The organism is Gardnerella sp. KA00718, from assembly GCF_049244285.1.
Taxonomy (GTDB): domain Bacteria; phylum Actinomycetota; class Actinomycetes; order Actinomycetales; family Bifidobacteriaceae; genus Bifidobacterium; species Bifidobacterium vaginale.
Map to the genome: position 1 here is coordinate 1437846 of NZ_CP058370.1, position 26939 is coordinate 1464784.

At 39.4% G+C, this 26939-nt stretch carries 15 protein-coding genes; 4 read left to right on the forward strand and 11 right to left on the reverse strand.

Annotation, left to right across the window (positions count from 1 at the left end):
- Positions 1 to 91: 91 nt before the first annotated feature.
- The 4 genes from HXT55_RS05885 to HXT55_RS05900 form a co-directional block, all read right to left on the reverse strand.
- Complete coding sequence (locus tag HXT55_RS05885) at positions 92 to 2893, reverse strand: HAD-IC family P-type ATPase (RefSeq protein ID WP_373271642.1); 2802 nt, start codon at positions 2891 to 2893, stop codon at positions 92 to 94.
- Entirely contained in the window at positions 2880 to 3614 is a 735-nt protein-coding gene (locus HXT55_RS05890; protein ID WP_064623338.1) for a hypothetical protein, read from the reverse strand. Before HXT55_RS05890 ends, HXT55_RS05885 begins: the two co-directional genes overlap by 14 nt.
- Positions 3615 to 3660: 46 nt before the next feature.
- Positions 3661 to 4773 (reverse strand): LacI family DNA-binding transcriptional regulator, encoded by a 1113-nt coding sequence (locus HXT55_RS05895; protein WP_004575042.1) that lies wholly within the window; start codon positions 4771 to 4773, stop codon positions 3661 to 3663.
- A 94-nt stretch (positions 4774 to 4867) separates the two neighbouring features.
- On the reverse strand, positions 4868 to 6499 hold the full coding sequence (locus HXT55_RS05900; protein WP_020760919.1) for a glycoside hydrolase family 31 protein: 1632 nt from the start codon (positions 6497 to 6499) through the stop codon (positions 4868 to 4870).
- Between the two features lie 310 nt (positions 6500 to 6809).
- Here HXT55_RS05900 and HXT55_RS05905 point away from each other — a divergent pair, with 310 nt between their 5' ends.
- From HXT55_RS05905 to HXT55_RS05920, 4 genes are all read left to right on the forward strand, one after another.
- The gene (locus tag HXT55_RS05905; RefSeq protein ID WP_004112252.1) at positions 6810 to 8063 is read left to right on the forward strand and encodes an ABC transporter substrate-binding protein; all 1254 of its coding nucleotides are present in this window, start codon (positions 6810 to 6812) and stop codon (positions 8061 to 8063) included.
- Positions 8064 to 8206: 143 nt separating this feature from the next.
- Entirely contained in the window at positions 8207 to 9151 is a 945-nt protein-coding gene (locus HXT55_RS05910) for a carbohydrate ABC transporter permease (RefSeq protein ID WP_004112250.1), read from the forward strand.
- Complete coding sequence (locus HXT55_RS05915) at positions 9151 to 9981, forward strand: carbohydrate ABC transporter permease (RefSeq protein WP_004115716.1); 831 nt, start codon at positions 9151 to 9153, stop codon at positions 9979 to 9981. Before HXT55_RS05910 ends, HXT55_RS05915 begins: the two co-directional genes overlap by 1 nt.
- A 130-nt stretch (positions 9982 to 10111) precedes the next feature.
- Positions 10112 to 12079, forward strand: coding sequence for a family 16 glycosylhydrolase (locus tag HXT55_RS05920; RefSeq protein WP_032834382.1), 1968 nt, complete (start codon positions 10112 to 10114; stop codon positions 12077 to 12079).
- Between the two features lie 479 nt (positions 12080 to 12558).
- On the opposite strand, the gene HXT55_RS05925 is transcribed toward HXT55_RS05920, so the two are convergent.
- From HXT55_RS05925 to hpt, 7 genes are all read right to left on the reverse strand, one after another.
- Positions 12559 to 18810 carry a sugar-binding protein gene (locus HXT55_RS05925; RefSeq protein WP_421792720.1) on the reverse strand — a complete coding sequence of 2084 codons (6252 nt, stop codon included), beginning with the start codon at positions 18808 to 18810 and terminating at the stop codon, positions 12559 to 12561.
- 557 nt (positions 18811 to 19367) lie between these two features.
- Positions 19368 to 20366: a lipid II:glycine glycyltransferase FemX gene (locus HXT55_RS05930; protein WP_004112243.1), complete on the reverse strand. Its 999-nt coding sequence runs from the start codon at positions 20364 to 20366 to the stop codon at positions 19368 to 19370.
- A gap of 70 nt (positions 20367 to 20436) precedes the next feature.
- Positions 20437 to 22113, reverse strand: a complete 1677-nt coding sequence (ettA, locus tag HXT55_RS05935; protein ID WP_004122991.1) for an energy-dependent translational throttle protein EttA — start codon at positions 22111 to 22113, stop codon at positions 20437 to 20439.
- 142 nt (positions 22114 to 22255) lie between these two features.
- Positions 22256 to 22765, reverse strand: coding sequence for a DUF3180 domain-containing protein (locus tag HXT55_RS05940; protein ID WP_004115730.1), 510 nt, complete (start codon positions 22763 to 22765; stop codon positions 22256 to 22258).
- Positions 22765 to 23826: a dihydroneopterin aldolase gene (locus HXT55_RS05945; protein WP_004112237.1), complete on the reverse strand. Its 1062-nt coding sequence runs from the start codon at positions 23824 to 23826 to the stop codon at positions 22765 to 22767. The genes HXT55_RS05940 and HXT55_RS05945 overlap by 1 nt, the downstream gene beginning before the upstream one ends.
- Before the next feature lie 97 nt (positions 23827 to 23923).
- Positions 23924 to 26191 (reverse strand): ATP-dependent zinc metalloprotease FtsH, encoded by a 2268-nt coding sequence (gene ftsH, locus HXT55_RS05950; RefSeq protein WP_048731043.1) that lies wholly within the window; start codon positions 26189 to 26191, stop codon positions 23924 to 23926.
- Positions 26192 to 26384: 193 nt separating this feature from the next.
- Entirely contained in the window at positions 26385 to 26939 is a 555-nt protein-coding gene (gene hpt, locus HXT55_RS05955) for a hypoxanthine phosphoribosyltransferase (protein WP_064622846.1), read from the reverse strand.

Below are 26939 nucleotides of genomic sequence, written 5' to 3' on the forward strand. Positions count from 1 at the left end.
GCAGCGATTCGATATACGTTGCGTTCAACATAAAAATAAAATGCACTACAAAACCCAAAAACCAACTAAAGTTGATAAAAGCTAATAAAAGCTAATCAGCATCTTCATCCATAGAAATATCTGCAGCAGAAATATCAGAAGAATGACTGTTGTCTAACCAACTTACGATTAGTCTGCTAAATAAGTGTAAAAGCATCCACACAACAAAAGCAAACATTACTGCACAAATCATAACAAACATATCGTTCCCATTAGTTGGAATGTGCAAATCAAAGAAATGAGCGACAAACGGTATAAACACACCCACAACACCAGCCAGCGCAAAGCACAACACCATTATTCCACGCCAAGAAAAAATAGGTTTAGAAACAGTAGCTAAAACCACTACACCAAGCGCAAAAACAACAACCGAACAAATACTACGAGTCACATCCAAAGACTTGGCTGCACCAACAATGAGCTTGGAAGCACTCACACCAGAAGCATCTAAACCACGCACCAACATCATAGGAGCAAAAACAGCCGTAACCAACACAGATATAGCAACAGCCACACCATTAGGAAGAGCAAAACGCACAACACGATGCAAAAACCCTGGAATATAACGTCTTGAATTAGGAGCCAAAGCCAGCAAAAACGCTGGAATACCAATTGTTAACGAGCCAATATAAGTTATGTGACGAGGCAAATACGGGAAGTGAAGACCAAGAAGAACAACACCAGCCGAAATAAGTGCAGAATACACAGTTTTAACAAGGAACAATCCTGCAACACGCTCCATATTTGCCATAACCTGACGACCCCTAGCAACCACGTCTGGAAGATGCGAAAAACACGAATCAACAAGCACAACTTGAGCCACAGCCTTAGCTGCAGGAGCAGCATTCCCCATAGCTACACCCAAATCCGCTTCTTTAAGCGCAAGAGTATCGTTAACACCATCGCCAGTCATAGCAACAACATGACCCTGAGCATGCAGAGCCTGAACAATTGCCTTTTTTTGATCTGGCAAAACACGACCAAGAACATCAACATTCTCAAGCACCTGAGAAAGCTGATTAACATCTTTAGGAAGATTCCTAGCATCCATAGCAACAGGCTTAGAATCGCCGGTTAATCCAACTTTTTCAGCCACTGCAGCAACTGTTATAGGATTATCGCCAGAAATAACACGGCATCTAACTCCCTGTTTCCTAAACCATGCGAGCGTTTGTCTAGCATCCGAACGAATTTTCTCCGAACAGCGAACCAAGGCAACAGGACGCGCATTAGAAGAAATAGTAGGAGAATCAGAAAAAGTAGAATCACATGAATCGCTGTCATCTAAAGCAAGGAGAAGCACACGCTCACCTTTTTGAGCATATTCGTTTACACTATGCAAAATACGATCAAACTGCTCATGCGAGCGCATATTAGAATAGTTAGAATCAGAATTGCCGTCAGAACAATCACGAAACTCACGGATCGCACTAACCAAAACTTCTGGAGCACCCATGTACCAAGTTTCAAAACTACCATCTTTATGCTTGTAATTAATAGCACTCCATTTTCTAGAAGACGAGAACGGAAGACGATTATTTATTACGCAGCCAGAGGATACACCCTGATTTTCAACGTTTTTATCATTAAGACCTTTGCTAAAGGTATCTTTACTACCAAGACCTTCCATAATTGCTATACCAGTAGCATTTGGATTTTCTTCATTAGACAAATCAAATAAAGCTTGATTTACAAAACCGCGCAAACCATCATTCAAGTCGAAAGCATCCGCGCTGCTCTGCTTTGCAACATCACTTAAATTGTCATCAAGCAAATCCACGCCTACAAATGCGATTCCACCATCCGTAATAGTGCCAGTTTTATCCAAATTCAAACAATCCACTCGCGCCAAAGTTTCCACAGATTCTAGCTCTTGTATCAGAGTCTTTTTTCGAGCGAGGCGCATAGCAGCAACAGCAAAATTAAGCGAAGTTAAAAGCACAAGACCTTCTGGAATCATGCCAACAACACCAGCGACAGCAGAAACCACGGCACTACGCCAATTGCCAGTCTGCCACGCAAGCGCAAAACCACCAACCTTACTAATCTGAGACCATACAAGCAAAACGCAAAGAGGCACAACAACAATCGTCATCCACTTTAAAATCGTGTTAATTCCGCGGCTCAAATCCGAAATTGTTTTAGTGTAAACCTTTGCTTGAGCAGCCAATCTAGCAGCATAACTGTTTCCACCCACAGCCGTAACACGAGCCAAAGCAACACCAGAAACAGCGGTAGAGCCAGAATATACACGATCCTCTGCAGCCTTACGTACAGTTGCAGATTCGCCCGTAAGCATTGACTCATCCATCTCCAGACCCCAAGATTCAAGCACTTGCACGTCTGCAGGAACCTGGTCTCCAGCACGAACCCATAACAAATCACCAAGCACAATATCGCAATGGTTTATAAAAACGTTCTTTCCGCCTCGTCGCACAATCGACCGCGAAGCCACAAGAATCGAAAGCCTATCAAGCGTGTGTTTTGCACGCAACTCAGTAACAACACCAATACCAGTGTTAATCAAAATAACAAAACCAAAAACGGCATCTTTCCAAGATCCAGTAGCGAGAACAACCACCATTGCTACAAAGATAATCGCGTTAAAAAGTGTAAACACGTTGGCGCGCACAATAGAAAGCACAGACCTAGACGTTCGATTAGTCGTAATGTTAACGTCGCCATTTTCCACAGCATAAGAAACTTCATCTGCATTTAAACCAGATTCGTTAACTTCTGGCAAATCAGGCAAATCCGACATGTCACTTATGTCACACAAATTATCCAAATCACGCATCTGCAGCCTCCGCGAAGTCTCTGGCAAATCTTTCTTAATTACGCTAGTTCTTGTCATTTATAATCACATCCCTGCTGTGAGGCGTATTATCTATTAAGGATCGAACGATTTTTAGAAGAGATGAATGTTGAATTTTTCCCGATTTATCTACATTCGACTTATTATCCCTATTAAACTCAAACAAAGCTTGATTGTCTAAATCCTTGAAAATATACAATTTTGCAGCATACAAAGTTGAATCCTTTGGAGGATTTTTAGGATTCACAAGAGCTACTGGTATTCCAGCAAAACGAGCATATTTAAGCGCATCAATCCAAGATTCACGAGCCTTTGAATCTACATGCGCTCCACCAGCATTGCTTTTAACACCTAAATCTGTAGAATCTGAAGCATCAATATTGATGTTGTTAATCAATATCATAGAAACAGGCTGCTCGGAAGCAGACTTAATCGCATCCCTTGCAGCCTCATTAGCGTTCTTAACATCCGACACAGAAGCATAAGCTGCACTCAAACCAGATTTTTCGCATAAATGAAGAAGCTTGGAATCAAGAGATGCGGATTTTGACCCAACTATAAGTAGCTTGATATCTTCTACGTCAATGCCATCGTGAACTATGTCGTCTGCCTTACCCGTATCCCCAACCGCGTGATTATTAGGCTCACACCCACTCAAAGACGCTACCGCCAATAGAGAAATCGACGCAGCTGCGCATAAACATGTCACGCGTTTAAGTTTATTCATAAGCACGTGCTTTGTTTTGCGCATAAGAGACATAATACTTTTATATCACAAATTGCATATGAAATACTTAAAAGGCGTATTACCATGATGTAACAGTCGTTGCTCTCCTATGTATATTAGATGGAGCTACAAGTATCTCACGATTAGTGCGATTAGAAATAATCTTATTTTGTTTAAATTCAGAATGCTGTTGATTGGATTCACTATCTAGTCTCTGAAGTACTAGTTGAATCGCAGTTTTTGCAACTTCTCTTGGAACAGTTGAAATATTAGTAATAGGCGTTGGGAAACTCTCTGCATAATCATCAGAACAATGTACGATAACCGATAAATCTTTCCCAGGCTGAATATTTCGTTCTTTCAAATACCATAACAACCACTGAGCCACACTAGGCTGACGAACAATAATACCAAGTCTATCATCTTTGTACTTCAATAATCTGTCAGCGCATTCAACAAAACCTGTCCAGTCTGGAGATTTTCTTGGGATTATAGAATACGGAATATTAAGCTTTTCACATTCTTGACGTATGGCCATATGGAACTCGTGAATAAAGAACATGTTTTCAGGCTCTTCAAAGTCTATAGAGTACGGGTTACTCACAGGCTCCCCTATTACAGCAATATGATGATGATTTGTCTCATATAGTTCATCAACTGCCATGCGTCCTGCAATACGAGCATCTAAATCTACGACATCCAAGCCCTGCGCATTTCTAGGTCTTCCAATTAGCACTGTTGGCTGAGTCAATTGGCAAACTACTGGTATACGAGGATCATTAGTCTCAATATCCATAAGGATAAAAGCATCACAAAGTGTCTTATTAGCTAATCTTTGTATACTCTTTGAATCATGTGCAGTTGTGTTAAGAATAACATCATATCCATGTTCTTCAGCATAACGAACTATGGTATCTATGTAAGGAGTAGTTTCATTTGCATCTTTATTGCTACGCATCTCTGCAAATAGTGCAATAATGTTCGTCTTAGATGTTCGAAGAATGCGAGCGCCAGCGTTAGGATGATAGTTAAGTGTGCGCATTGCATTGAGTACACGGTTACGTGTTTCAGGAGCAATCCCGTTTTTATCATTAATAACAAACGAAACAGTTGTTTGCGAAACTCCAGCTAAAGTCGCTACATCTTTACTTGTAGGAGCTTTGTAGGCAAATCCGTCTTGTGAAATTCTCATTGCATTACAACCTATCGCTAAGCAATTACAACCTTTGTACTACTTGCCATCAATCCCAAAATATACAGAATATATAGTATATACAAAATATACTCTACATTTTTTTTGTGAATATTGGAATTCGATCCAACGGCGTATCAACAATGATAGTAGTTGGTCCATCAAAAATAATTTTATCATCACTTTCCCAACTTCCATCAGGAATATAAACAGAACGCTGTTTTTGATATTTATGAAGAGCTGGAGCCACTATAATTCTGTCTCCAAGTAAGAATTGATCAATTATATCTTCACAATGATCGTAGTGGTAAGACATTGGTCGTACTATTGGCTCACCAGTATTAGCAGCATTTAATGCAAACTTTTGTATCGTCGGCAAATGTGCTTCTCTTGTTCTTATAGCACAAATTAGAGCTTTCATATGCTCTTTATCTAAAACACGGTGAGGTAAAGTAGAGAATTGCATCATAGGACATAATGCTGCAATCTGTGCATACCGAATAAAGAAATCTTGATCTATACTATTAGCATTTTGCATAGATTCAATTTCGCCTCCACCAATCATATCTGGACATGTGAATGCGTGACCAATAAGACCTTGAGCTATTATTTCTGGAATAAGCGATTGTAGACCTTCAACCCCCCACGATTGTGGCTTATCTCGTAAGCGCTGCGCTAAAGGCTGACCACCCATTTTCCAACATGCTCTAAACTCGTTGTAAGAGTAGCGCAACCCGAATTTCGCCCATCGCTCACAAAATTCTGCAGACGTCATTGATTCGTATGAAATGTCATCGTTATGACACTCATAAAAATCACCACCATCGAATTTAAACCCATCAACACCTATTTGTCTAAGAGCATCAAGCTTCTCTTCTAACCAAGAGATTGCTTTTGGATGCGACAAATCCAAAACAGCACTCAAGCCATTCCACCATCGTCGTATTGCTGTTTCCCCATTTACACTTCTCAATAAAAGATTTTCTTTTTCCAAATAACGGAAATTTTCAGAATCAGGACTAATGAAAGGCACGAGCCAAAGCATTACACGAAAGCCTTGTTCGTGCAATGAGTCAATCATTTTACGAGGTTTTGGAAAACGCGAAATATCAAATGTCCAATCACCATAATCAGGTGACCATTTGTCATCAATCATAATGATTCCAGATGGCATTCCTAATTCAAGAATCTGACGCGCATAATTTTCTACTTTATTTTGCGTTGGAGCATAAGGCATTTCGATCCAAGTATTATATTGCGGCTTATCAATAAGATCTGCAGGTATACTTCTACCGCTTGGTGGAAAATATTTATTGCAAGCATACTTATAAGCATCAGATAATTTATCTCCAACTTTGGTAAACGTTAGAGATGATGAATGTTCTATCGATAGAGTTCTATCTGCGAATGTAAATTTGAAAGGTTCTTTGCACCATACATATCGTCCACACGTAGATATTAGTAGCGGAGAAGATTGATTTGAGGCTTCAGGAACTTCTCTTAGTTTTTGAGTCCATTCAGACAAATCTCTTGTAAATACTTGTTTCCCAAATGGTTCATATATCCCATCAATTACTGTTCCACCCCACCAGCGCTCCCCTTCGAGCAACCTAATTGTGGTTACAAATTTATCAGCTATGTTTGAAGCCATGTTTGAAACTACATTTGTTTTTGTTGTCTCTGCTGTATTTAGCACATCCGTTGTGCGACTAATTTCCACGTTCATCTTGCATCCTAAAAAATATTATCTGTATACATTCAATTATTACTAATACGTATTATTACTATAATATTAATAATGGATATTGTCTAATATATATAAAATATTCTTTATCCATACAAGTTTATCTTGCCCATAAATAACGAAATCCCTTAATAAATCACTATTTTTACGCTTGTTATATATCTTTTTAAAAACACATATAACTATATTTAAGTTGCATTTTTATAAGATATGTGTCATACTGTACCTATCAGTACTAATACGTATTGAAAAGATGGTAGAAGATTTGCTATCACAAAGAAAGGAAATCACAATGAGGTGTGGGTTTCGAAATGTAAAGCGCACGGCGGTGGCACTGGTGACACTCGCCACAGTGTTATTACCATTGGGAGCATGTGGCAATGGAAATTCTGCTGGAAAAGTATCTATTTCGTTTTATTCTTACTTCAAGAAAAATCAGATAGGCAATGTAATTTCAGCATTTCAAAAAGCACATCCAAATATTAAGATTGATGCGCAATATGGTCAAAATTCAACGCAATACATCCAAACTCTGCAAACTCGACTAGCTGGCGGTACTCCTCCGACGATTTTCAATTTAACAATGGATAACCGCACTGACATAATGCAATCTGGTCAAGCTCTGGATATTTCAGGATCAAAATTCTTCTCTGGAATTGATGAATCAAACTTCAAGCTATTCCAACACAACGGTAAAACATATGGCATGCCAGTTTCTGCTTGGGTTGGTGCAATGTTTTACAATAAAGATATTTTGAAGCAAGCTGGATACACTGAATTCCCTAAGACATGGGACGACTTTATTACTATGGGCAAGAAGATTAATGATTCTGGTAAAGTCGCATTCTTGGAAGATTTTAACACACAGCCATCTGGCACATTCGAGGCATTATTAGCAAGTAAATATGCTTCTGACAAAAACGATAAGCAAGACGAAGTAATCTGGAACGGATCTTCAACATTTAGTAAAGAGTGGACTCCAGCATTGAGCGAATGGGCTAAAGCTATAGACGCAAAAGTCATTCCTCATAAGAGCATTGGCCTAACAGCAGATCAGGTAAAGCAAGAATTTGTCACTGGAAATCTTGCAGTTATGCGTTCTGGTCCTTGGGATTTGGCAGATGTAAAAGCCTCTGGAATTAATTTTGGTGTTGCTCCTATGCCTTCTTATAAGAATGGAGAGCAGTGGATTAATGGTGGCCCTGACCAAGGATTCGCTATTGCAGCTAAAGCATCTAAAGCTCAGCAAGAAGCAGCAAAAACATTCTTAGCATATTTGAACAGCAAGGATGGTCTTAAGACGTTCACAACAAATGCTGGAACTTTGTCATTATCTGATAAGTATCGCGCAGATCCTCCTGCTGAACTTGCTGGAGTTATTAAAGATTATTTCCAAAATAACAAATTCTACTGGGTGAACTTCTCCAAGTCTCCTAGCGCAATGATGACAGAAATGGCATCTCGTCAACAAGAGCTAGTTCAAGGAAAAATCACTCCAAAAGAATTCACTAAGTTGTTAGACGATAAATGGAATTCGATGAAATAGTATAAGCAGAATGGGTTGCACTCTGAAATTTTAAATCAGTAAAATCTGTTACAGAGTGCAACCCGTTTTCATTGACAAGAGTAATTTGCATCTGTAATCCTGTTAGCAATAGCAGATTTGTAGATCATAGAGGGGGCATTACTATGAGGTGTTCACCAAATAATAACAGCAATTCTGAGCAAATAAGACATAAGTTTTCTGTATCTTCAGCTGCCTTTAAAGATAATTTAACTTCATTTTGGTTCCTATTGCCAATAGTGATTATTTTTATTGTGTTAACTTTAATTCCTTTAATGCAATCAATTTTTTACTCATTTACTGATTTCAATGGCTACGATTTAAATTTTCACTTCATCGGCTTGCAAAAGTATCAACAAGTCTTTTCTGACACATCATTACTTTCAGCATTAATTTTTACATTGATGTATTCATTCATCGTTACCATCGTAGTTACATGTCTGGCAATTCCTCTAGCCGTTGTTTTAAATCAAGCAATGATTGGTAAGAGTTTTTTGCGATCATTATTCTTCTTCCTAGGAGTACCAGCACAAGCGGTAATTGGTCTAATTTGGCAATACATTTTTTCTCCTTTAGATTCTGGAGTCGCCAATCAAGTTTTACACACATTTGGCTTACCTTCTATTCAATGGCTTTCTCAAGATAACTGGGCACGTTTTTGCGTAATGTTCGTAGCAGTATGGATGCAAGTTGGATGGCATGCTACTTTATACATCGCATGGCTTCAGGCAATTCCAGCAGATCTCTATGAACAAGCGAGAGTAGATGGTGCGAATGGTTTACAGCGATTCGTTCATATAACTTTGCCACAGTTAATTCCAGGAATGGTTGTTTCAACATTTTTATTGATGACAACTGCTTTGAAAATATACGACTTACCATACACATTGACCGCTGGAGGTCCTGGTCATTCCACAAATACCATAACTCAAGCGATAATTATGCGCGGCATGGGACAATCTGACGTTGGTTTAGCATCAGCATTATCTACATTATTCACGATTGCTTGCGTAATTGTTATTGCAATCCAAATGAAGGTATCAAGCACAGTTGCAAGGAGATTCCAATAATGAACAAGCGTCACAAAATCGTATCTCAAACAGTTCGAACTATAGTTGTTTGGACAATTGCTCTAATATGCGCTGTCCCCCTGTACTACGTTGTAATTAGTTCATTCAAAACACCTATCGACATGATTAAACACCCATTGCAGCTACCAACACAATGGTTATGGAATAATTACATAGATGCGTTTGCAGATGGAACAATCATTCAAGCATTTATAAACACAATTATTGTGACTGCTGTTGCTGTTATTTTGCAAGTATTAATCGGATCACTTGCAGCTTATGGTGTAGTACAGAAAAAATCTCTTTTTACTATGATTATTGGGTCAATCCTAATGATTACATTTGCAATACCAGTACAAGCGACTTTATTGCCTTTATACCGTATGGAATCTTCAATAGGTTTAACAGATACTCTTACAGGTCTTGTAGCACTATATATGGGTAGCTGCGTCTTTTGCTATTTCCTTATTGTTGGCTATATGAAAGCTCTTCCACAAGAATTATTTGAAGCAGCAAAAATTGATGGCGCAGGACCATTCCGAATATATTGGACTATAGTTCTGCCTCTTATACGTCCAATTATTGTAGCCGTAGTTGTTTTCCAAACAATGGGCACTTGGAATGACTTTCTTTTACCAAGCGTGTTCTTATCATCAACAGACAAACAGACTGTTGTCTTACAGGTTTACAATGCTGTACAACAATTCACAACAAACTGGCCTTTGTTCATGGCAACGACTGTATTAGCTTTGATTCCAGTGTTTATTTTCTTCTGCTTCTGCCAGAAGTGGATAGTTTCTGGTCTTTTAGCTGGATCAGTAAAGGGCTAAATATTTATAGCTAAATGTTTTTACATAATTAGGATAATCAATGAAGATAATCAATTTTAATAAAAAGTGCATGTGCATATTTTCTGCTATATGTATAAGTACATGTGTTGTACAAAGTAACTGGTTTTCGGTGGCAAACAGTTTAGAAATCAATTCTAAGCATAGCCGTACATTTGAGAATAGAGACACTGATAAAGCCAAGACAAATATTCCTGTTCGTTTCATGATTGACGACAACGTAATAAAAACATTACAAGTCGATTTTAATGGCAAAGATTATACGATCTATGACAGTAATCTGCCAGAAAATCCTATTAGGAAAGGTAAAGATTTTCTAGGCTGGTTTTGGCGAATAAAAAGCTCAGGAAATGAATATAAGGCAATCTTCCCATTTAAATTATCTCTAATTCCTGAGACTCTTCATTCTGAACTAAGCAATGGCGTCACATTTTACGCAAAATTTGGTAAGAATATACCAGGTAATCAACTACAAAAACAAGGCTATCGTTTGATTTTTCATGATGAATTTAATGAAAATAATTTGGATACAAAATATTGGGTAAATAAATATCTATCTTCATGGAGCACTACTTCGCAAAATGCGAGTAACTATCTAGTTAATAATGGACATTTGCAATTACAGATTAATCAAAATTCTCAACCATGGTGTCCAGAATTTGATGGGCAAACTATTGTTAGCGGTATTTCTACCGGTAATCGCAATAGCTTACACAATTGGACAGGAAAAAACATCGTTCGCAATCCAGACAAAACAGAGCTAACTCATATTAATCAATATGGCTATTACGAGATGAGAATGAAAGGTCAACCTGGTTCTGCTAGACATAGCGCATGGTGGCTCTTAGGATTTGAAGATACTCCAGAGCAAAGTGCTGAAATTGATATCATGGAAGTACAAGGCAGGGACAATCATAAGGTTCCACCAAATCTACATTCTTGGAGAGATAAAATTGCTTTTCCTCATTTTACTGGATTGAGATCGTATTACGACAAAAATAAGAGTTTCAATGATGAATATCATGTATATGGTTTTGATTGGCAAAAAGGTACAGGAACACGCTCTGGATACCCAGATCGTATCGTTTTTTATGTAGATGGTAATGAATACGCTAAAGTATCAGTAAATATTGACTATCCTATGATTCAGCTTTTGTCTTTATACGAAAAACGATCAGGAGGTTGGACAGGGTCATGGCAATGGGAGCCTTATCCTAATACCATGGATATAGATTATGTTCGAGTTTACAAAAAGTTACCTAAAAATCAACATAATTTATCCTCCGATCAATTACATATTGTTAGCATTATTGCTGAAAACCCAATTGTTGGTAATAAAGATATAAATACAAAATCTTATGACATTAATGGTGATGGTATTAAGGATTATTATGAAAAGAACATATTAGGCACAAAATCATATGTACGCGTTAATTGGAGTGATGGAATAGAAACTCAAGAACCAGTAACATGGGATCCAATAACAGAAGATGATATTTCAAAATTACGTAGCGGTAAAACAGTAATGAAACGTGGGATTGTAAATATTGTTTCTTTGCAGAAACATAGCAGTCATGTAACCCACATGGTTATCACGCCTGAATTTTCAGCAAACAATATGAAACGATATAGTTCTAATGGACTTGTTCCTGTAGAACCTCATGCTATAGATAATCTTTTTAATGGGGAGATCACCAATAGATATAAAACTGGAGTATTCGACTTTAAGCCTTCTCATTTAAAGCAAGAAAAGATATCAATTAATTATAAATTTGATAAATGTAGATCAATATCTGGCATAGAGTTCTACGCTAACTACGGTAATGATCAGGCAATTAAAAAATTTAAGCTTTCCACATCTAAAGATGGAATAAATTGGGAAAATATAAAAGATGGACAAAAAGATATGATTTTTACTATTCCTTGGAAAACTTCTCAAGTCCATATAGAACGCCAATATATAAAAATCCCTGCAGCTATTCTAAAGAATTCTTTTAAATACTATCGTATTATTCCTGTAGATATCGGAAATACTTGGCATCATATGGCTATGAGTGAAATACATTTTGTTTCTAAATAAATAGCAGCAACAAAAATAACCTCTAATAATCACATAACACATTCTTAGTACATATGCATGTTACTACTCTGTAGTGTTTTTGTTTTCAAAACTACGCATTTTGGGAACAAAAACACTACAACTTCATATATATCACATATTTCAACTCGAAGCCATAAAGCTCGCACGTTACAGCACGCTCACATAATCGTAACCCTATTCTCACATTTGTTCCCTCTTTATACAAAAACGACTACAAATGCGGGCAAAAAGGAACAATAGCAGACAAAGACGTGAGCGCGCTGTAACGCGCGAACGTCGAAACACACCCTACGCCATATTCACCCCCATAGCACGTACAAATACAAGTAAAAAATGACCTGCATAGTGCATACGGTTATAAACTAGTCAGCCATGCAGGTTACGAGAATAAAAAAAGTTGCTCAGCTACAAGCAAAAAGCTATAAAACCGAGCAACCAATTTACACTGCTAAAACTGCTTACTTATTTTTGCGCAATCCACCACGACGAGCAGCAAATAGCGCTCCAGCAGCAGCGAGAAGCGATGCCAGCAGCCCAGTAGGAGCAACAACAGAACCAGTATTCATGCCACTGATTTCTCCACGCTTATTACTATCACTACTCATTTCAGCATTCGAATAAGCACGCATACCAGCAGACTTAGAATTCTTAATAACCTGAGCACGAACATCATCACGAACCTGCGAAGCACGAGACTTAGCAGCAAGCAAAGCCTTACGTGCAGCACTCAGCTTCTCAACAGCAGCATTCACTTGTTCCTGAGTGCTATGAGGATCGTCCGCTACCTTTTTAGCTTCCGCCAAAGCACTATCAACATTAGATTTTGCCTTAGAAACATCAATATCCGCCTGCTTAACAGCTGGAGAATTCTCTACACCAGAATCGATATTTGCATCATGTGATCCATTATCATTGGATGCATTATCTTGCTTAGCAGCAGAACTGCTGGTGACACCATTACCACTATTTGTACTCTTGCTAACATTCCCTGAATTAATAGAATTGCCAGAGTTATCATCCACATTGTTCTGCTGCGAACCATTGGCATTATCGCTAGATTGCAAATCGGATTCAGCACCCTCGATCTGCAAATGCAACTCGCCCTTATCTACAATAGCTGGCGCATTATCATTCACACCAAAACCAGAATCACGAGTTTGCTCTGGAGTTGGAGTTGTATCGGGAGTTGGAACTGGAACAGGCTTTTGCTCAAACTCTGGATTCACAGGAATAACTGGAGACAGAGACTGAGTAGGAGCTACACCAGTCAACGCATTCTTAGCCTGCTGGAGCTTCTTCAAAGCAGAATCAACAAGAGCTTGACGCTCTGATTGAGTCTTAGAAGCAAGATCTTTACCAGTACCAGATATATCAGCCAACTTTGAAACGAGATCTTGCGCATCTTGCAAAGCATCATTATATGCAGTCTGTTTATCCGAAGTGTCATATAGGTACACAGAAGACATTCTCACAGTGCCTTCAAGAGCAATCTCTTCCTGCAAAGCACTAATATCAGCACCATTCAACGAAGCTGCAGCAGTCTGAAGCTTCTGCAAAGCATTGTCAACAGCACTCTGCTTATCCTCAGGAGACTGAGACTTATTGTTCTTCGCTTCACTCAAAGCATTCTGAGCTTCGATAAGAGCCTGATCAAAAGTAGTCTGCTTATCTTTATCAGCATTCTTATACTGCGGCTTATCCTTTATATCAGTATCCTTAGTAACTTCAGACTGCAGCTTAGATGTATCAACAACGCCATCCAGCTCGTTCGATGCAATTTCAAGATTATCCTTAGCAGTCTTTATTGCCTGCTCAGTCTTACCATTAGGGTTCTTCAAGATTTCTTCAGCAGCTTTCAGAGCCTTATCAAAATTATCTCGCTTATCTTGATTGGCATTCTTGTAAGACACTTTAGACTTCTTAGTATTGGCATTATCAACAGCGTTATGCAAATCAGAAATATCATGACCATCCAAACCATCGATAGCTTTGGTAAGCTTATTGATAGCATCAGAAATTTCCTTCTCTGTTGCACCAGCTTTATTTACGATATTTTCTGCAGAAGCTATAGCGTCATCAAGCGCTTTACTATTGGTATTAGAAGCATTCTTATAAGCAGGAGTATCCTTCTTACCTTTTGCCTCCGTAAGCTTTCCTGTCAACTTAGTCTTGTCAACACCATCAAGATTACTAATAGCATCATTAAGTTTATTTAATGCTTCATCAATAGCTTTCTGCTTTTGCTCAGGAGTGTTCTTTGACTTATCATTCTTAGCGTCAGCAAGAGCAGACTCAGCGCGATTGAGAGCCGTATCAACAGCTTGCTTCTTTTCTTTAGAAGCATTCTCATACTTAGGATCGCCATCAGATTTAGGATCAGTTGTTGACTTCCTCATTTTCTTTGCTTTTTCTACAGCAGCTTCCAAATCAGAAGTTTTAACCTTACCATTAAGATCGTTAAGTGCCTTATCCAAGTCGTCTTTTGCTTTACTAATCTCAACATCTGATGCGCCAAGCTTCTTTTCGATTCCCTCAGCATATCTTAACGCTTCATCAAAAGCAGATTTCTTATCTTCTGACGCGTTATTGTAAACAATTTCAGATTTCTTTGAATTTGCTTTCTTTATGGCATCATTCAAATCAGATTTATTATGACCATCAAGAGCATCAATTGCTTTGCTTAACTTAGATTCAGCCTCATTAATAGACACCTGTGAAGCATCTTTTTGGTCATAAACTTTCTTTGCATTAGACAGAGCAGTATCAAAATCATTCTTCTTATCTTTAGAAGCATTCTCATACTTTGGATTCTTCTTTATAGAAGAATCATCTTTACCCTGCTTATTCTTGCCTTGCCATTCATAAGCGGTCTCAATTTCACGCTGAAGCTTTGACTTGTCAACAGTATTACCACCGAGATCCTTAACAGCATTTTCTAATGTGTTCTTAGTCTCATCAACCTTGGCACCATCAGTATTCGTACCCTTAGTTAGATCAACAAGAGTAGATGCATTTGTTAATGCAGTGTCAAAAGCATTCTTCTTAGATGTATCCTTGTAACCATCAGACTTCTTAAGAGTTTCTTTCTGTTTATTGACCAAATCAACAAGAGTCTTAAGATCACTCATCTTCTTGTCAAGCTCTTTAGCCTTAGCAACAACAGCAGTGATGGCAGTCTTAGCCTGATCAACAGTCTTCAAATTATCGCTGGTAGGATCAGTTTCAACATCATCAATTTTCTGCTTCAAAGCATCCTTTTGAGCTTTGTTAAGATTCGTGAGCTTATCTACATCAGATTTAGCATCACTCTTAGCTTTATTTAACTCAGCTTCCTCAAGAATACCCTCAACTTCTCGCAAATCATTAGCTTTATCAATGCGATTATTTAGATCTGTAGCTTCTTGATCAGTAAGATCACCTTTCTGCTTCAGATCAGCAATCTTCTTCTTAGCTGCAGCTTTAGCATCCTCAAACTCAGCTTTGTTGAGAATCTCTGCAACTTTATCAAGACTATTTGCTTTATCAATATCACCCTGATACTTCTGCTTTTCAGTATCATTAAGATTAGTAAGCTTACCGATAGTATCCTTAGCAGCTTGCTTAGCAGTATCAAGACCATTATTATTACTGTTATCAAAAGCAGTCTGATTCTGAGTAGCCTTTTCCGCAGCCTGTTGCTTTATAGTATTTATATCATTCTCATCAGTTGCCTGCTGAATCTTCTTAATAAACTGCTCTTTGTCCTCAGGCTTAAGTTTGTCGTTCTTGCTAATTTCATCAATAGCAGACTGCTTTTGCTTCTCAAGCTCAGCTTTCTTCTTAGCTTCTTCAGCCTTGCCTGTGTCTTGCTGCTCCTGTTGATTCTGAGTTTGTATATCAGTATCAACCTTCGTATTATCTTTCTGCTGCTGCTGTTTCTGTTGTTGCTCAGCCTGCTGATCAGCTTGTTGCTGCTGCTTATTATGCTCTTCCTGTTTCTTTTGATCCTGATCCTTTTGGAACTCGTTTATCTTCTCACGGATCTTTTCAGGATCAGTCTCATTACCAATCTTCTTTTTGAGTTCTTTCTTCTGATCTTCAGGTAAACCAAGATTATCCTGAGCATTCTCAATCTGCTTTTGAGCATCTTTCTTTTTCTTCTCATCTTGACCATGCTTATCAGCAGACTTAATAATCTTGTCTAAATCGTCTGGCTTAGCAATCTTGTTGATTTCACTTTGATGTTCTTGCTTAAACTTATTGATTTCTTCATCATTTAAGCCATTCTTCTTAAGAATCTTGTCAATAAGATCATTAGCTTCTTTCTTAAGTTCTTCAGGCTTAGGAGCGGCAGCATTAGATACAAAGCAATCGTTCTTAGTAAGACTGAATGCTAAATCAGAACCACCATATTTACTAGATTTTCTAACTTCAATGGAGTCGCCTAAATAAATTGTTACAATTCCATCTTCACCACCAAATCCACCTCTAACCAATTTAAGATTAGATCCATTTTTTTCAATCCACTGTCCACTATATCTGTAAAGTTGCATTCCATTACCTATACTGTCACCAGTAGTGGTAAGTTTATTCAGTAAGCCATCAGTCTTAGTTATAAAATCTGTAGTTATTTCAGCATTTCCTGATTTAACTTTCCAATTATCTTGAATGAACTTTATGACAAAACTATTCCAATCAGCAACCTGCGGCTTATCCTTATCGTTAATAGCAATCTTAGTGATGTTGTACTTGTAACCATTATTATTTTTTGTTTCAGTTTTTGGCTTTTCTGGATTACCATTGGTATACGCCAACTCAGAATAGTCGAAGGTAGAAGTTGAATCATCACTAAACTTAACAGTCATAATATGCTTATCATTATCAAATGTGATAGCACTATTTTCATTATTACCTTTTAGCTTGCTTTTAAGACCATTATTGGCTGTTAATATAGCTTTTCTAACTTTATTCTGTTCTTCCTCTTTTAAACTCTTAGCATTATCAACTGCTGTACGAGCTGGAAGTGTAATATTCGTCAAATCAGCGAGTGGCTTACTTTTATACACCATCTTGCTGCCATCGAGCTTATCATTAGACTTATCAGTATAAGTGATAGTTACATCACCATTACTACTAACAGAAATAGCTTTTTTCTTAGCATCGTCTGTATTTGGATTTCCTATAGCATCCATGAATTCTTTGTTAGATTGATTAATTTCATAGATTTTTTCTAACAATGTTTTTTGTTCAGATGCGGACAAATTACTTGGATTTCCAACTGCCATTGGCACTGGATAGTAAGGGGTAAACTTATCCGCAAGTGAACGCTGCTTCTTTACAAGATACTGGCCTTCAATTGTCTTAGTGGAAGGAGTGCCAATTTTATCATCAAACGTGATAGTCGCTTTACCGTTACCATCAACAGTTACACTCTTGATATTTTTATTCTGATTAGCATTCTTAATAGCATTTTCAACTTGCGTCTTCTCTGTTGAATCAAGAGAAGACGTATTCTTCACAGGAGTCAAAGCTGGATACGTAATTTTTGTGCGCTCTGACAATGGCACGTAGCGCTTAGTTAGATTCTCCTTAGAAATAGTATCCTTAGAGTCATCTTTGTACGTAATAGTCGCGCTACCATCATTATTGACTTTTACAGCCTGTTTGAAAGCCGCTTCAGTTTGAGTCTGTTCCATACCTTTAAGCTTTTTAAGCACATCGGTATTACTCTTATTAGCATCCCACAGCTTGCTGAGTATTTTATCTCGCTCAGACTCTGTTGGCTGTCCAAATGTAGCAATTTCTGTAGCCTGAGGATAATTAAGTTCCAATTCCTTGGAATACTCTGGCAACGTTGGAGCAATATCAACTTTGCCAACAGTGTAATGCCAGTTGCCCATCACCTGGTACACACCTGCAGCAAACTTTAAAGGCTCCGTTTTATCTTTCAGTTTGATAACAAAGCTAATCTTAGATTTTCTATTGCCTCTACTCTCCCAGTTAATAATTAGTGCACTCGTATCGTTCATATATGCTGTAGAAGTATTGTAAGTATCACCTGAGTTGTTATAACCACTGTCTTCGCCAGTCATCCTCTTCCAGTTATTCTCAAACTCAGTTTTCTCCGTATTCTTACTAAACCAGAAACGGCTTGCAGACTGATTCCAAGCATCCTTTCCATATGTTGCACCTGTTTGTTTGGAACCGCCATCACCAGTCAACTGTTCATCTTTATGCAAAGTAACTTTATTATCTACAATGTCAACATCCTTAGGCACGCTCGCCCACCAGAATGGTCGACCACCCCACCATTCACCCTGAGAATTAAACTGGTATTCGACCTTGTAATACTGTCCGTAAGTTTCTCTATCAGCCTTATTCTTATCAGTTACCTGATTCTTATCGCAAGGAAGTGCTTTAATATCAACATACCTCTGCGCCTTTGTAGAAGAATCACGATTCGCATACCTATAGCTGCCGTCAGGCATATTCACGCCATTAGCCCATGCATGGTTAGATGGCAATCCTGCTCCACATGCAAGCAAACTTGCTAGCACTGCTGTTAAAGCAATTTTAGGAAGTACAGAGACCCTTCTAGAAGAAGTTGCCTCAAAGTTTGTAGACGTAATCGATTTCGCCATTGAATCGATAACAGAATTATCTAGGTACGAAGATTTTGTGCACTTTTTAGATATGGATATGTGTTTCGCGCTATTTTGTTTACTCGTCATATACTTCACCCTTTTAGGACGTCTATACTTTTCGACTTTTTGCATCACAGGCAAATATTTGTTCATAAAATGTAGAATAACTAACAAAACAAAGCACAGAGATAGCAAATTGCCAATTAGAGTAATCTACCCCCCCCCCCGTGGAAAAATTCAATAATTTTGAGAGAATTTGTTGAGTGATTTTAATCACAGATTTATATTATTTTTTAAAAAATTACTGATTTTCCTTACTAAACATTAACAAAATAAGGTTTACACAAATTTTCGCTATATATTTTTTATTAATGATATTGATAAGCATAAGCTATACACGACATGCCGTTACACTCGAATACAAGTAAACTAACGCGGGATAAGAAAAACACTACAAGATAATCAAAATCACGTAAGAATATTCCCGCATTTGTTCCCTTTTTGAGCAAAATAGAAACAAACACGGGAGACGCGACCTGCATGAGCTCTTAAAGCGTAGCGCGCGAACGACATGATGTACTTTGCACCAGATTCACCCCAACTCGCGCACTATAGCACTCTAGAAATAGCAAATTTTCAGGAGATCACCTATTAACAAACTTGCTGTATGCATCCTCATCTGCAACGACATCAAGCTCACCAATCCAAATAAACGGATCAGTAGCCTTGCAGAAACCATACTTAAAGAAATAAAGACCATCGCTAACATCAAGTGAGAACACACCACCCATGTTAAAGTACTTCATTCCAAGCTCATGCGCCCACTGAATCAAATCCCATATAGACAAATACCCTGGGCTCACCTTGCCCTGCATGGTCGCAGTAGCACCATACATGTACCATAATTCACCGTTATAAGGCAAACCAATCATGCACGCAATAGTCTTACCCTCATAGTCCGTGCTATAAATTCTCATTTCTGGATAAGCTGCAAGCAATCTCTCAAAATACTCTTTAGGTCTGTATGTAATACCGTGTCTTTTTGCCATAATCTCAGTAAGCTCATAGAACTTGTCAATATCTTCCTGAGAACGACTCCACCTAGATGTAACGCCAGCTTTTAAAGAAGCCCTTATGTGCCTTCTTGTCATCGCACTAAACCCAGCAAGAAGATCATCCGTAGACTTACCCTCAAGGTCTAGCATCATCTCATATCGAGGATTGGAGAAAGAGTGAAGTTTTTCCCCATCGCTCCTAAAAGTAAAACCTTGCTCTCTATACTTCTTAACAAGATCTTGATCGTTTTTAACGCAAGGATCCATTCGTAGCAAAAATGCATTGTACTTTTCAATAAGAGGCTTAGCTTCTTCAATCAGCTTCTTAGTGGTTTCTATATCATAAAAATCACTTACTGGTCCATGAGGAGCATAGAGGAACATTTTATCATCAACAGCTTTTATGCCGAGAACAGACATTGCTGCTGTAATCTTACCGTTTTCTTCTAGATAAACGTATTCACTAATCCAGTTGCTTTTCACATCTGCCCAACGCATATCTTGCATAGCGTTTCCATAAGGCGAATGTTTTATGAATTCCTCATACTCTTGGACTTTAGAAGAATCATTTTTATCAAGTATCGGCATTTGTTCTCCTTTTTAGCTCAATACGTGATTTTAATTCAGTTTTACTCTGATAGCACGAGTTATACGCGATTTAGCGAGTAAGCTTACGATGCAAGCGATGAGGACGAGCAGCTTCTTCACCAAGGCGTGCGATCTTATTTTCTTCGTAAGCTTGGAAGTTACCTTCGAACCAGTACCATTTTGCAGGATTCTCATCGTCGCCTTCCCATGCAAGAATATGCGTGGCAACGCGGTCAAGGAACCAACGATCGTGGCTCACCACTACAGCGCAACCTGGGAAGTCAAGCAAAGCGTTCTCTAAGCTTTCAAGAGTCTCAACATCTAAATCGTTAGTAGGCTCATCAAGCAGCAGCAAGTTGCCGCCCTGCTTAAGAGTTAAAGCCAAATTCAAGCGATTACGCTCGCCGCCAGAAAGCACGCCCGTAAGCTTCTGCTGATCCGAACCTTTAAATCCAAAGCTTGCAACATATGCGCGAGTAGGGATTTCAACGCCTGCAACTTCAATAAAATCAAGTCCGCCTGAAACAGCTTCCCACAAGTTCTTATTAGGATCCAATCCTGCACGATTCTGATCCACGTAAGAAATCTTCACAGTATCTCCAACTGTAAGCTCTCCACCAGAAAGTGGCTCCAAGCCAACAATCGTCTTGAAAAGCGTAGACTTACCAACGCCGTTCGGACCAATCACGCCAACAATGCCGTTACGCGGCAAAGTAAACGACAAATCGTCGATTAACACGCGATCTCCAAAAGCCTTGTGAATATGCTTCGCTTCCAAAACTTGCGATCCCAAGCGTGGACCTGCAGGAATTTGAATCTCCGAAAAATCAAGCTTCTTGGAATTGCGTGCCTCTTGCTCCATTTGGTCGTAGCGCTCCAAACGAGCCTTGTTCTTAGCCTGACGAGCCTTCGGCGAGCTACGCACCCAGTCCAACTCATTCTTTAAGCGCTTAGCAAGCTTGGCATCCTTAGCACCCTGGATTTCCATACGCTTAGCCTTGGTTTCCAAGTAAGTGGTGTAATTGCCCTTGTATGGGTAAAGCTGACCACGATCAACTTCACAAATCCACTCTGCTACGTTATCCATAAAGTAGCGATCATGGGTTACAGCAATAACAGCGCCTTCATACTTGTGTAAGAACTGTTCCAACCAAAGAATAGACTCAGCGTCCAAATGGTTTGTAGGCTCGTCCAGCAGCAGCAAATCTGGGGCTTCAAGAAGAAGCTTGCACAGCGCCACTCTACGCCTTTCTCCACCAGAGCACACAGAAACAGGCGAATCTGGATCTGGGCATTGCAAAGCATCCATCGCCTGCTCAAGCTGAGAATCCAAATCCCAACCATTTGCAGCATCAATCTCTGTTTGCAACTTACCCATTTCTTCCATCAATGCATCAAAGTCAGCATCTGGATTTGCCATCTCTTCGCCGATTTGGTTAAAACGCGCTACTTTTTGCGCAATCTCACCAAATGCCATCTTAATGTTTTCGCCAACCGTCTTCGTTTCATCTAGAGGTGGCTCCTGCTGCAAAATTCCAACGGTATAACCTGGCGTAATCGAAGCCTCGCCGTTTGATACATTCTCCAAACCAGCCATAATCTTCAGCAACGTTGATTTACCCATGCCGTTAGGCCCTACAACGCCAATCTTTGCGCCTGGTAGGAAGCTTAAGGTAACGTCGTCTAGAATCACGCGATCCCCGTAAGACTTGCGTGCCTTAATCATTTGGTAAATAAATTCAGCCAAAGTAATATACCATCCTTAAAAATTGAATTTAAATTGAATTAAAATTAAATTATTACAGCAGATTTTTAAATTTTAGGTTTGTGTTTATGTTTTGTATTTCGGTTTTATACTTATATTTTTAAATTTTATATTTTAAATAATTTTAAATCGCAGCAGCTGACTGTGCCCTGTCGGAAGTACCACTTGATGTATCCGCACCATCTTCTGGAGGAAGTTGGCACATCCACTCACCCACAATACCAATAATCATGTCTACAAGACATACTATTCCAGCTATAATGCATTCACGAATAATGTTGGAATAGAGCGGAATATTTGCATGCGGCCAACACATGAATAGTTGCCCAGCATACCAGCCAGTTAGAATCGCTCCAGCCATTCCAAGCGCTTTTGCAAGCATAAGAGCTGCAACAGCAAGCTGCATATTTAAATGCTTATGCTCCTCTGGCTTTGCAGTAACATACTGATGCGTCTGCCAAGTAAGAATAAAGGTAACTATTCCACCAATTGTCATAAACGCAAGAACAACCCACGGCGCACCAGAAAGCGATATTGCGCTTGATTCCGTAATAGACACCAGGAATGCGCCGAATACAAATCCAAATAGCACCCCGAGTACAAAGTACCACCAAGGCGTGCGGTAAGCTTTCATCAACACTCTCCCATAATCCAACGTTCTGAATAAATACCGACTCGCGCTGCATCTGGTGCAAACGCAAGTTTGTACGCAAGTGGTTCTCCGTCAATTGAAGCATCTGGCTCAATTTGCATCCATGGCTCCAATTGTGCAGCATTTAGCTGTGAACCAAGCCTATCTGAATCCATAGTCTTTGTGTTTGAACTATCAGATCCGTATTGCCTCGTGCCTAAAATTCTCAATCGCAAATTTTGTTCTTGAGAAATTTGCATTTCTTTGATCTTAAGCGCTAAATCATCTTCTACCATTGTACTAGATACCACTATTATTGCAGAATATTCTTCGCCTTTATCAGAGCTTACCTGATATAACGCCGAAACGCCGTCTAATTGAGTTGAAATAGGTTCTTTCGATTGCTCCAAACTCGTGATTACATCTAGCATGGCGAATTTTGTTGACTCTGATTTTTCTCCCTGCATTGACACTACTGCAGTTGTGATAATTGGATTATAGCCAGATTGGCTATAGACAGAATCTAAAGAAGAATTAGAATCGCTGGTTGCTTGCGACTTATCTTTAGACTCATCTTTCGAAGTCTCATCTTGTAATTTTTCCCTCTGCTCAGCCGCAAAAAGCGACGCGTCCGTAGGATTCGCCAATCCAAAAATCTGCGATGTTTCCACATCGTCTGCAACCCTACGAATCGTAATAGACACGCCATCTGCATTAGGTAAATCATAAGAAGCATCGTTAAAATCAGCTTTAAACTGCGCATTAACAGTAATCTCTGCCTGTTTAACAAGCCAAGATTTCATAGCTGAATCCAGTAGCCTTCCAGCCGTAAGCTCCAAACAAATCGAAGAATTCTTAGCAATATCATCATCTTGAACACACGAGTCCAAAACGCGGCTAAGTCTTTTAGAAATCTGGGCAATATCAACCGTTTGGGTAGAGTCGCCAGCAACCGCTGCCCTCAAATCTAAACTCAAAACAGCATCAACACTAAGGCGAGTATATAAGCCAATAAAAGCATCAGTATCACTAGGTTTAATACCACTTAACTTAATTGTGTCCATAATCGCCTCCCAAAAATATTATACGCGCGATGCTTTGCATAATCGCTAAACACCGCGCGTAAAATTGTTAAATTAAATTATTATTTAAATTAAATTATTATTTTAGACTTTTATCTTCATCTGTAGAATCAGCTGGCGACTTATCCTCAGCATTATCCTCAGCATTATCCTCAGAAGAATTACCATCAGAGGCATCATCCTTAATAACACCAATATTTCGCTTCAAGCTTTCTGGAATCTCTACAGGAGGAAGAGGCGAATCTGGACGATCCGAATTAGAAAGCCACAAATCGCGCTCTGGAGCCTTACGAATCTTAGAGAAGATTTGCTCAAGCTCTTTCTCGTTAAGCGTTTCCTTAACAAGAAGCTGACGAACCAACTCATCCAAAACATCACGATTATTATTAATAATCTCCCACGCCTCAGTGTGAGCCGTTTCAATCAACTTGTGAACTTCTTCATCAATCACTTCGGCAGTTTTATTAGAGAACTTACGCGATTGCAAAGAATCCAAAGAACCAGAAGAATCCTGATCAGCGTCCATCCACTTTACGGCACCAAGCTTAGAGGAGAAACCATATTCAACAACCATCTTACGAGCGATTGCTGTAGCTTTTTCAATATCGTTAGAAGCGCCAGTAGTTGGATCGTGGAACACAACCTCTTCCGCAGTACGGCCGCCCATAGCATACGCCATTTGATCAAGCAACTGATTTCGAGACTGAGAATAGCGGTCGCTAGTTGGCATAACAGCCGTGTATCCAAGAGCGCGTCCACGAGGCAAAATCGTAACCTTAGTAACAGGATCCGTATGATGCAAGGCAGCAGCAACGAGCGCGTGACCACCTTCGTGATACGCAGTGTTACGCAACTCATCCAAAGCCATGCCCTTAGACTTCTTTCTAGGACCAGCCTGAACGCGATCAATCGCCTCGTCAATAGCGCGATTGTCAATAAGCTGAGCGCCAGAACGAGCGCAAAGCAAAGCCGCCTCATTAAGCACATTAGCCAAATCCGCGCCAGTAAAACCAGGAGTTCGAACAGCAACCATATGAAGATCAACGTCTGGAACAAAAGGCTTGCCTTTAGCGTGAACCTTAAGAATCGCCTCGCGACCTTCCAAATCTGGGGCTTCCACAGCAACCTGACGATCAAATCGTCCTGGTCGCAAAAGCGCAGAATCAAGCACATCTGGTCGGTTCGTAGCAGCGATAATAATCAAATTAGTGTCGTTATCGAAGCCGTCCATCTCTACAAGCAGCTGATTAAGCGTTTGCTCACGCTCATCGTGACCGCCAGTCATACCACTTCCGCGGCGACGTCCAACGGCATCAATCTCATCAATAAAGATGATTGCTGGAGCGTTCTTCTTAGCCTCATCAAATAGCTCGCGCACACGAGAAGCACCAAGACCAACAAACATCTCAACAAAGTCCGAACCAGCCATAGCATAGAACGGCACACCAGCTTCGCCTGCAATAGCACGCGCAAGAAGAGTCTTACCAGTTCCTGGAGGGCCATAAAGCAGCACACCGCGCGGAATGCGCGCTCCTAAAGCCTTGTAGCGAGAAGGATCCTTAAGGAATTCCTTAATTTCCTCAACTTCTTCTACAGCAGACTGTTCACCTGCAACATCCGCAAACTTAGTCTTAGGTGTTTGACCTTCCAAAAGCTTTCCGCGTCCACGGCCGCCACCCATTCCAAGCATTCCGCCGCCAGCGCTTGCCATTCTGCCAAACATGAACCAAACAAGCCCAAGCAGAATCAAAATCGGCAGCATAGATGTGATCAGATAAGAAATTATGCTAGAAGACTGCATGCTAACAGTCCAACCATTAACTGGCTTAGCTTTTTCAATATCCTGAACAACAGTCTTACTCTGAGCAATCGTATAGTAGAATTGCACGTCTTTTCCATAATCGTGCTTCTGCTTATCGCGCTTATCGAGCTTAACATACTTCTTGTCAAGCGTAAGCTTTACAAGCTGTTTGTTGTCAATAACCTCCACATAATTTGCACTACGCTTATGAAGCAACTCCAAGCCATCTTGCGTATCAATTGTCTGTGTACCGTTATGCACAAACATCTGGAATCCTGCTACAGACAATATCACAAGAAGAACAATCCAAGTCCAAGGAGATTTAAAGAACTTACGACGAGAATCAGGATTATTATCATTCTGCGAATCATTACCATTCTGATTCTTATTGCCGTTCTTGTTTTTATTGTTCTTATTATTCCCACTATTCCTATCTGGATTTTTTCCAAAATTAGGCGGAAGGAACGGATTATTACCGTTACCTCCCAAAGGACTTTTCATAGGTCCACCCATAGGTCCGCGAGGCGACATTGGAGAAGCGCCCATATAATCAGGCTCCTTTCAGGATCCTTCTGAAGGCTCCTTACATAGAAATATATGCTTAAAACTAGGATTAAATCCTACTATTTGGTTTCTATTATCCAGTACTTAATTATTCAAGATTACCTAAAATTAATCAAGATTTTTTAAGACTAACCAAAGTTTCTTAAGATTACTACTCAAAATCAATAAAGAATACTTAAGATTCATACACAGATGGCTTAAGAACCGCGATAGAATCAAGATTCCTATACTTTTCGTCGTAATCCATTCCAAAACCAACTACAAAAGCATCTGGAATCTCGAATCCAACGTAAGTAATATCAACTTCAACTTCGCGACGAGCAGGTTTAGTTAGAAGCGCAAACACCTTCACACTCGCAGCGCCTCTGCTCTTAAGCTCTTTAACGAGCCAATCCAAAGTCTTGCCAGAATCAACAATATCTTCAACAATAAGCACGTTTCGTCCGCGAACATCAGTAGTCAAGTCCTCACGAACCGTAATCTGACCACTGCTTTTAGTGCCACTGCCATAACTGGAAAGACTCATGAAATCCATAGGAGCATTAAGACTAAGCTCCTGCGAGAAAACAGCAAGCGTGTTAACAGCACCCTTAAGAGCTGCAACAAGCAAAATATCGCGGTTCTCGTAGTCTTTACTAACTTGATCCGCAACCTCACGAATACGCTTCATAAGTTCTTCGTGACTGATCAATTCGTAATCAATATCATCTCTTATATCAGCAATCTGCAT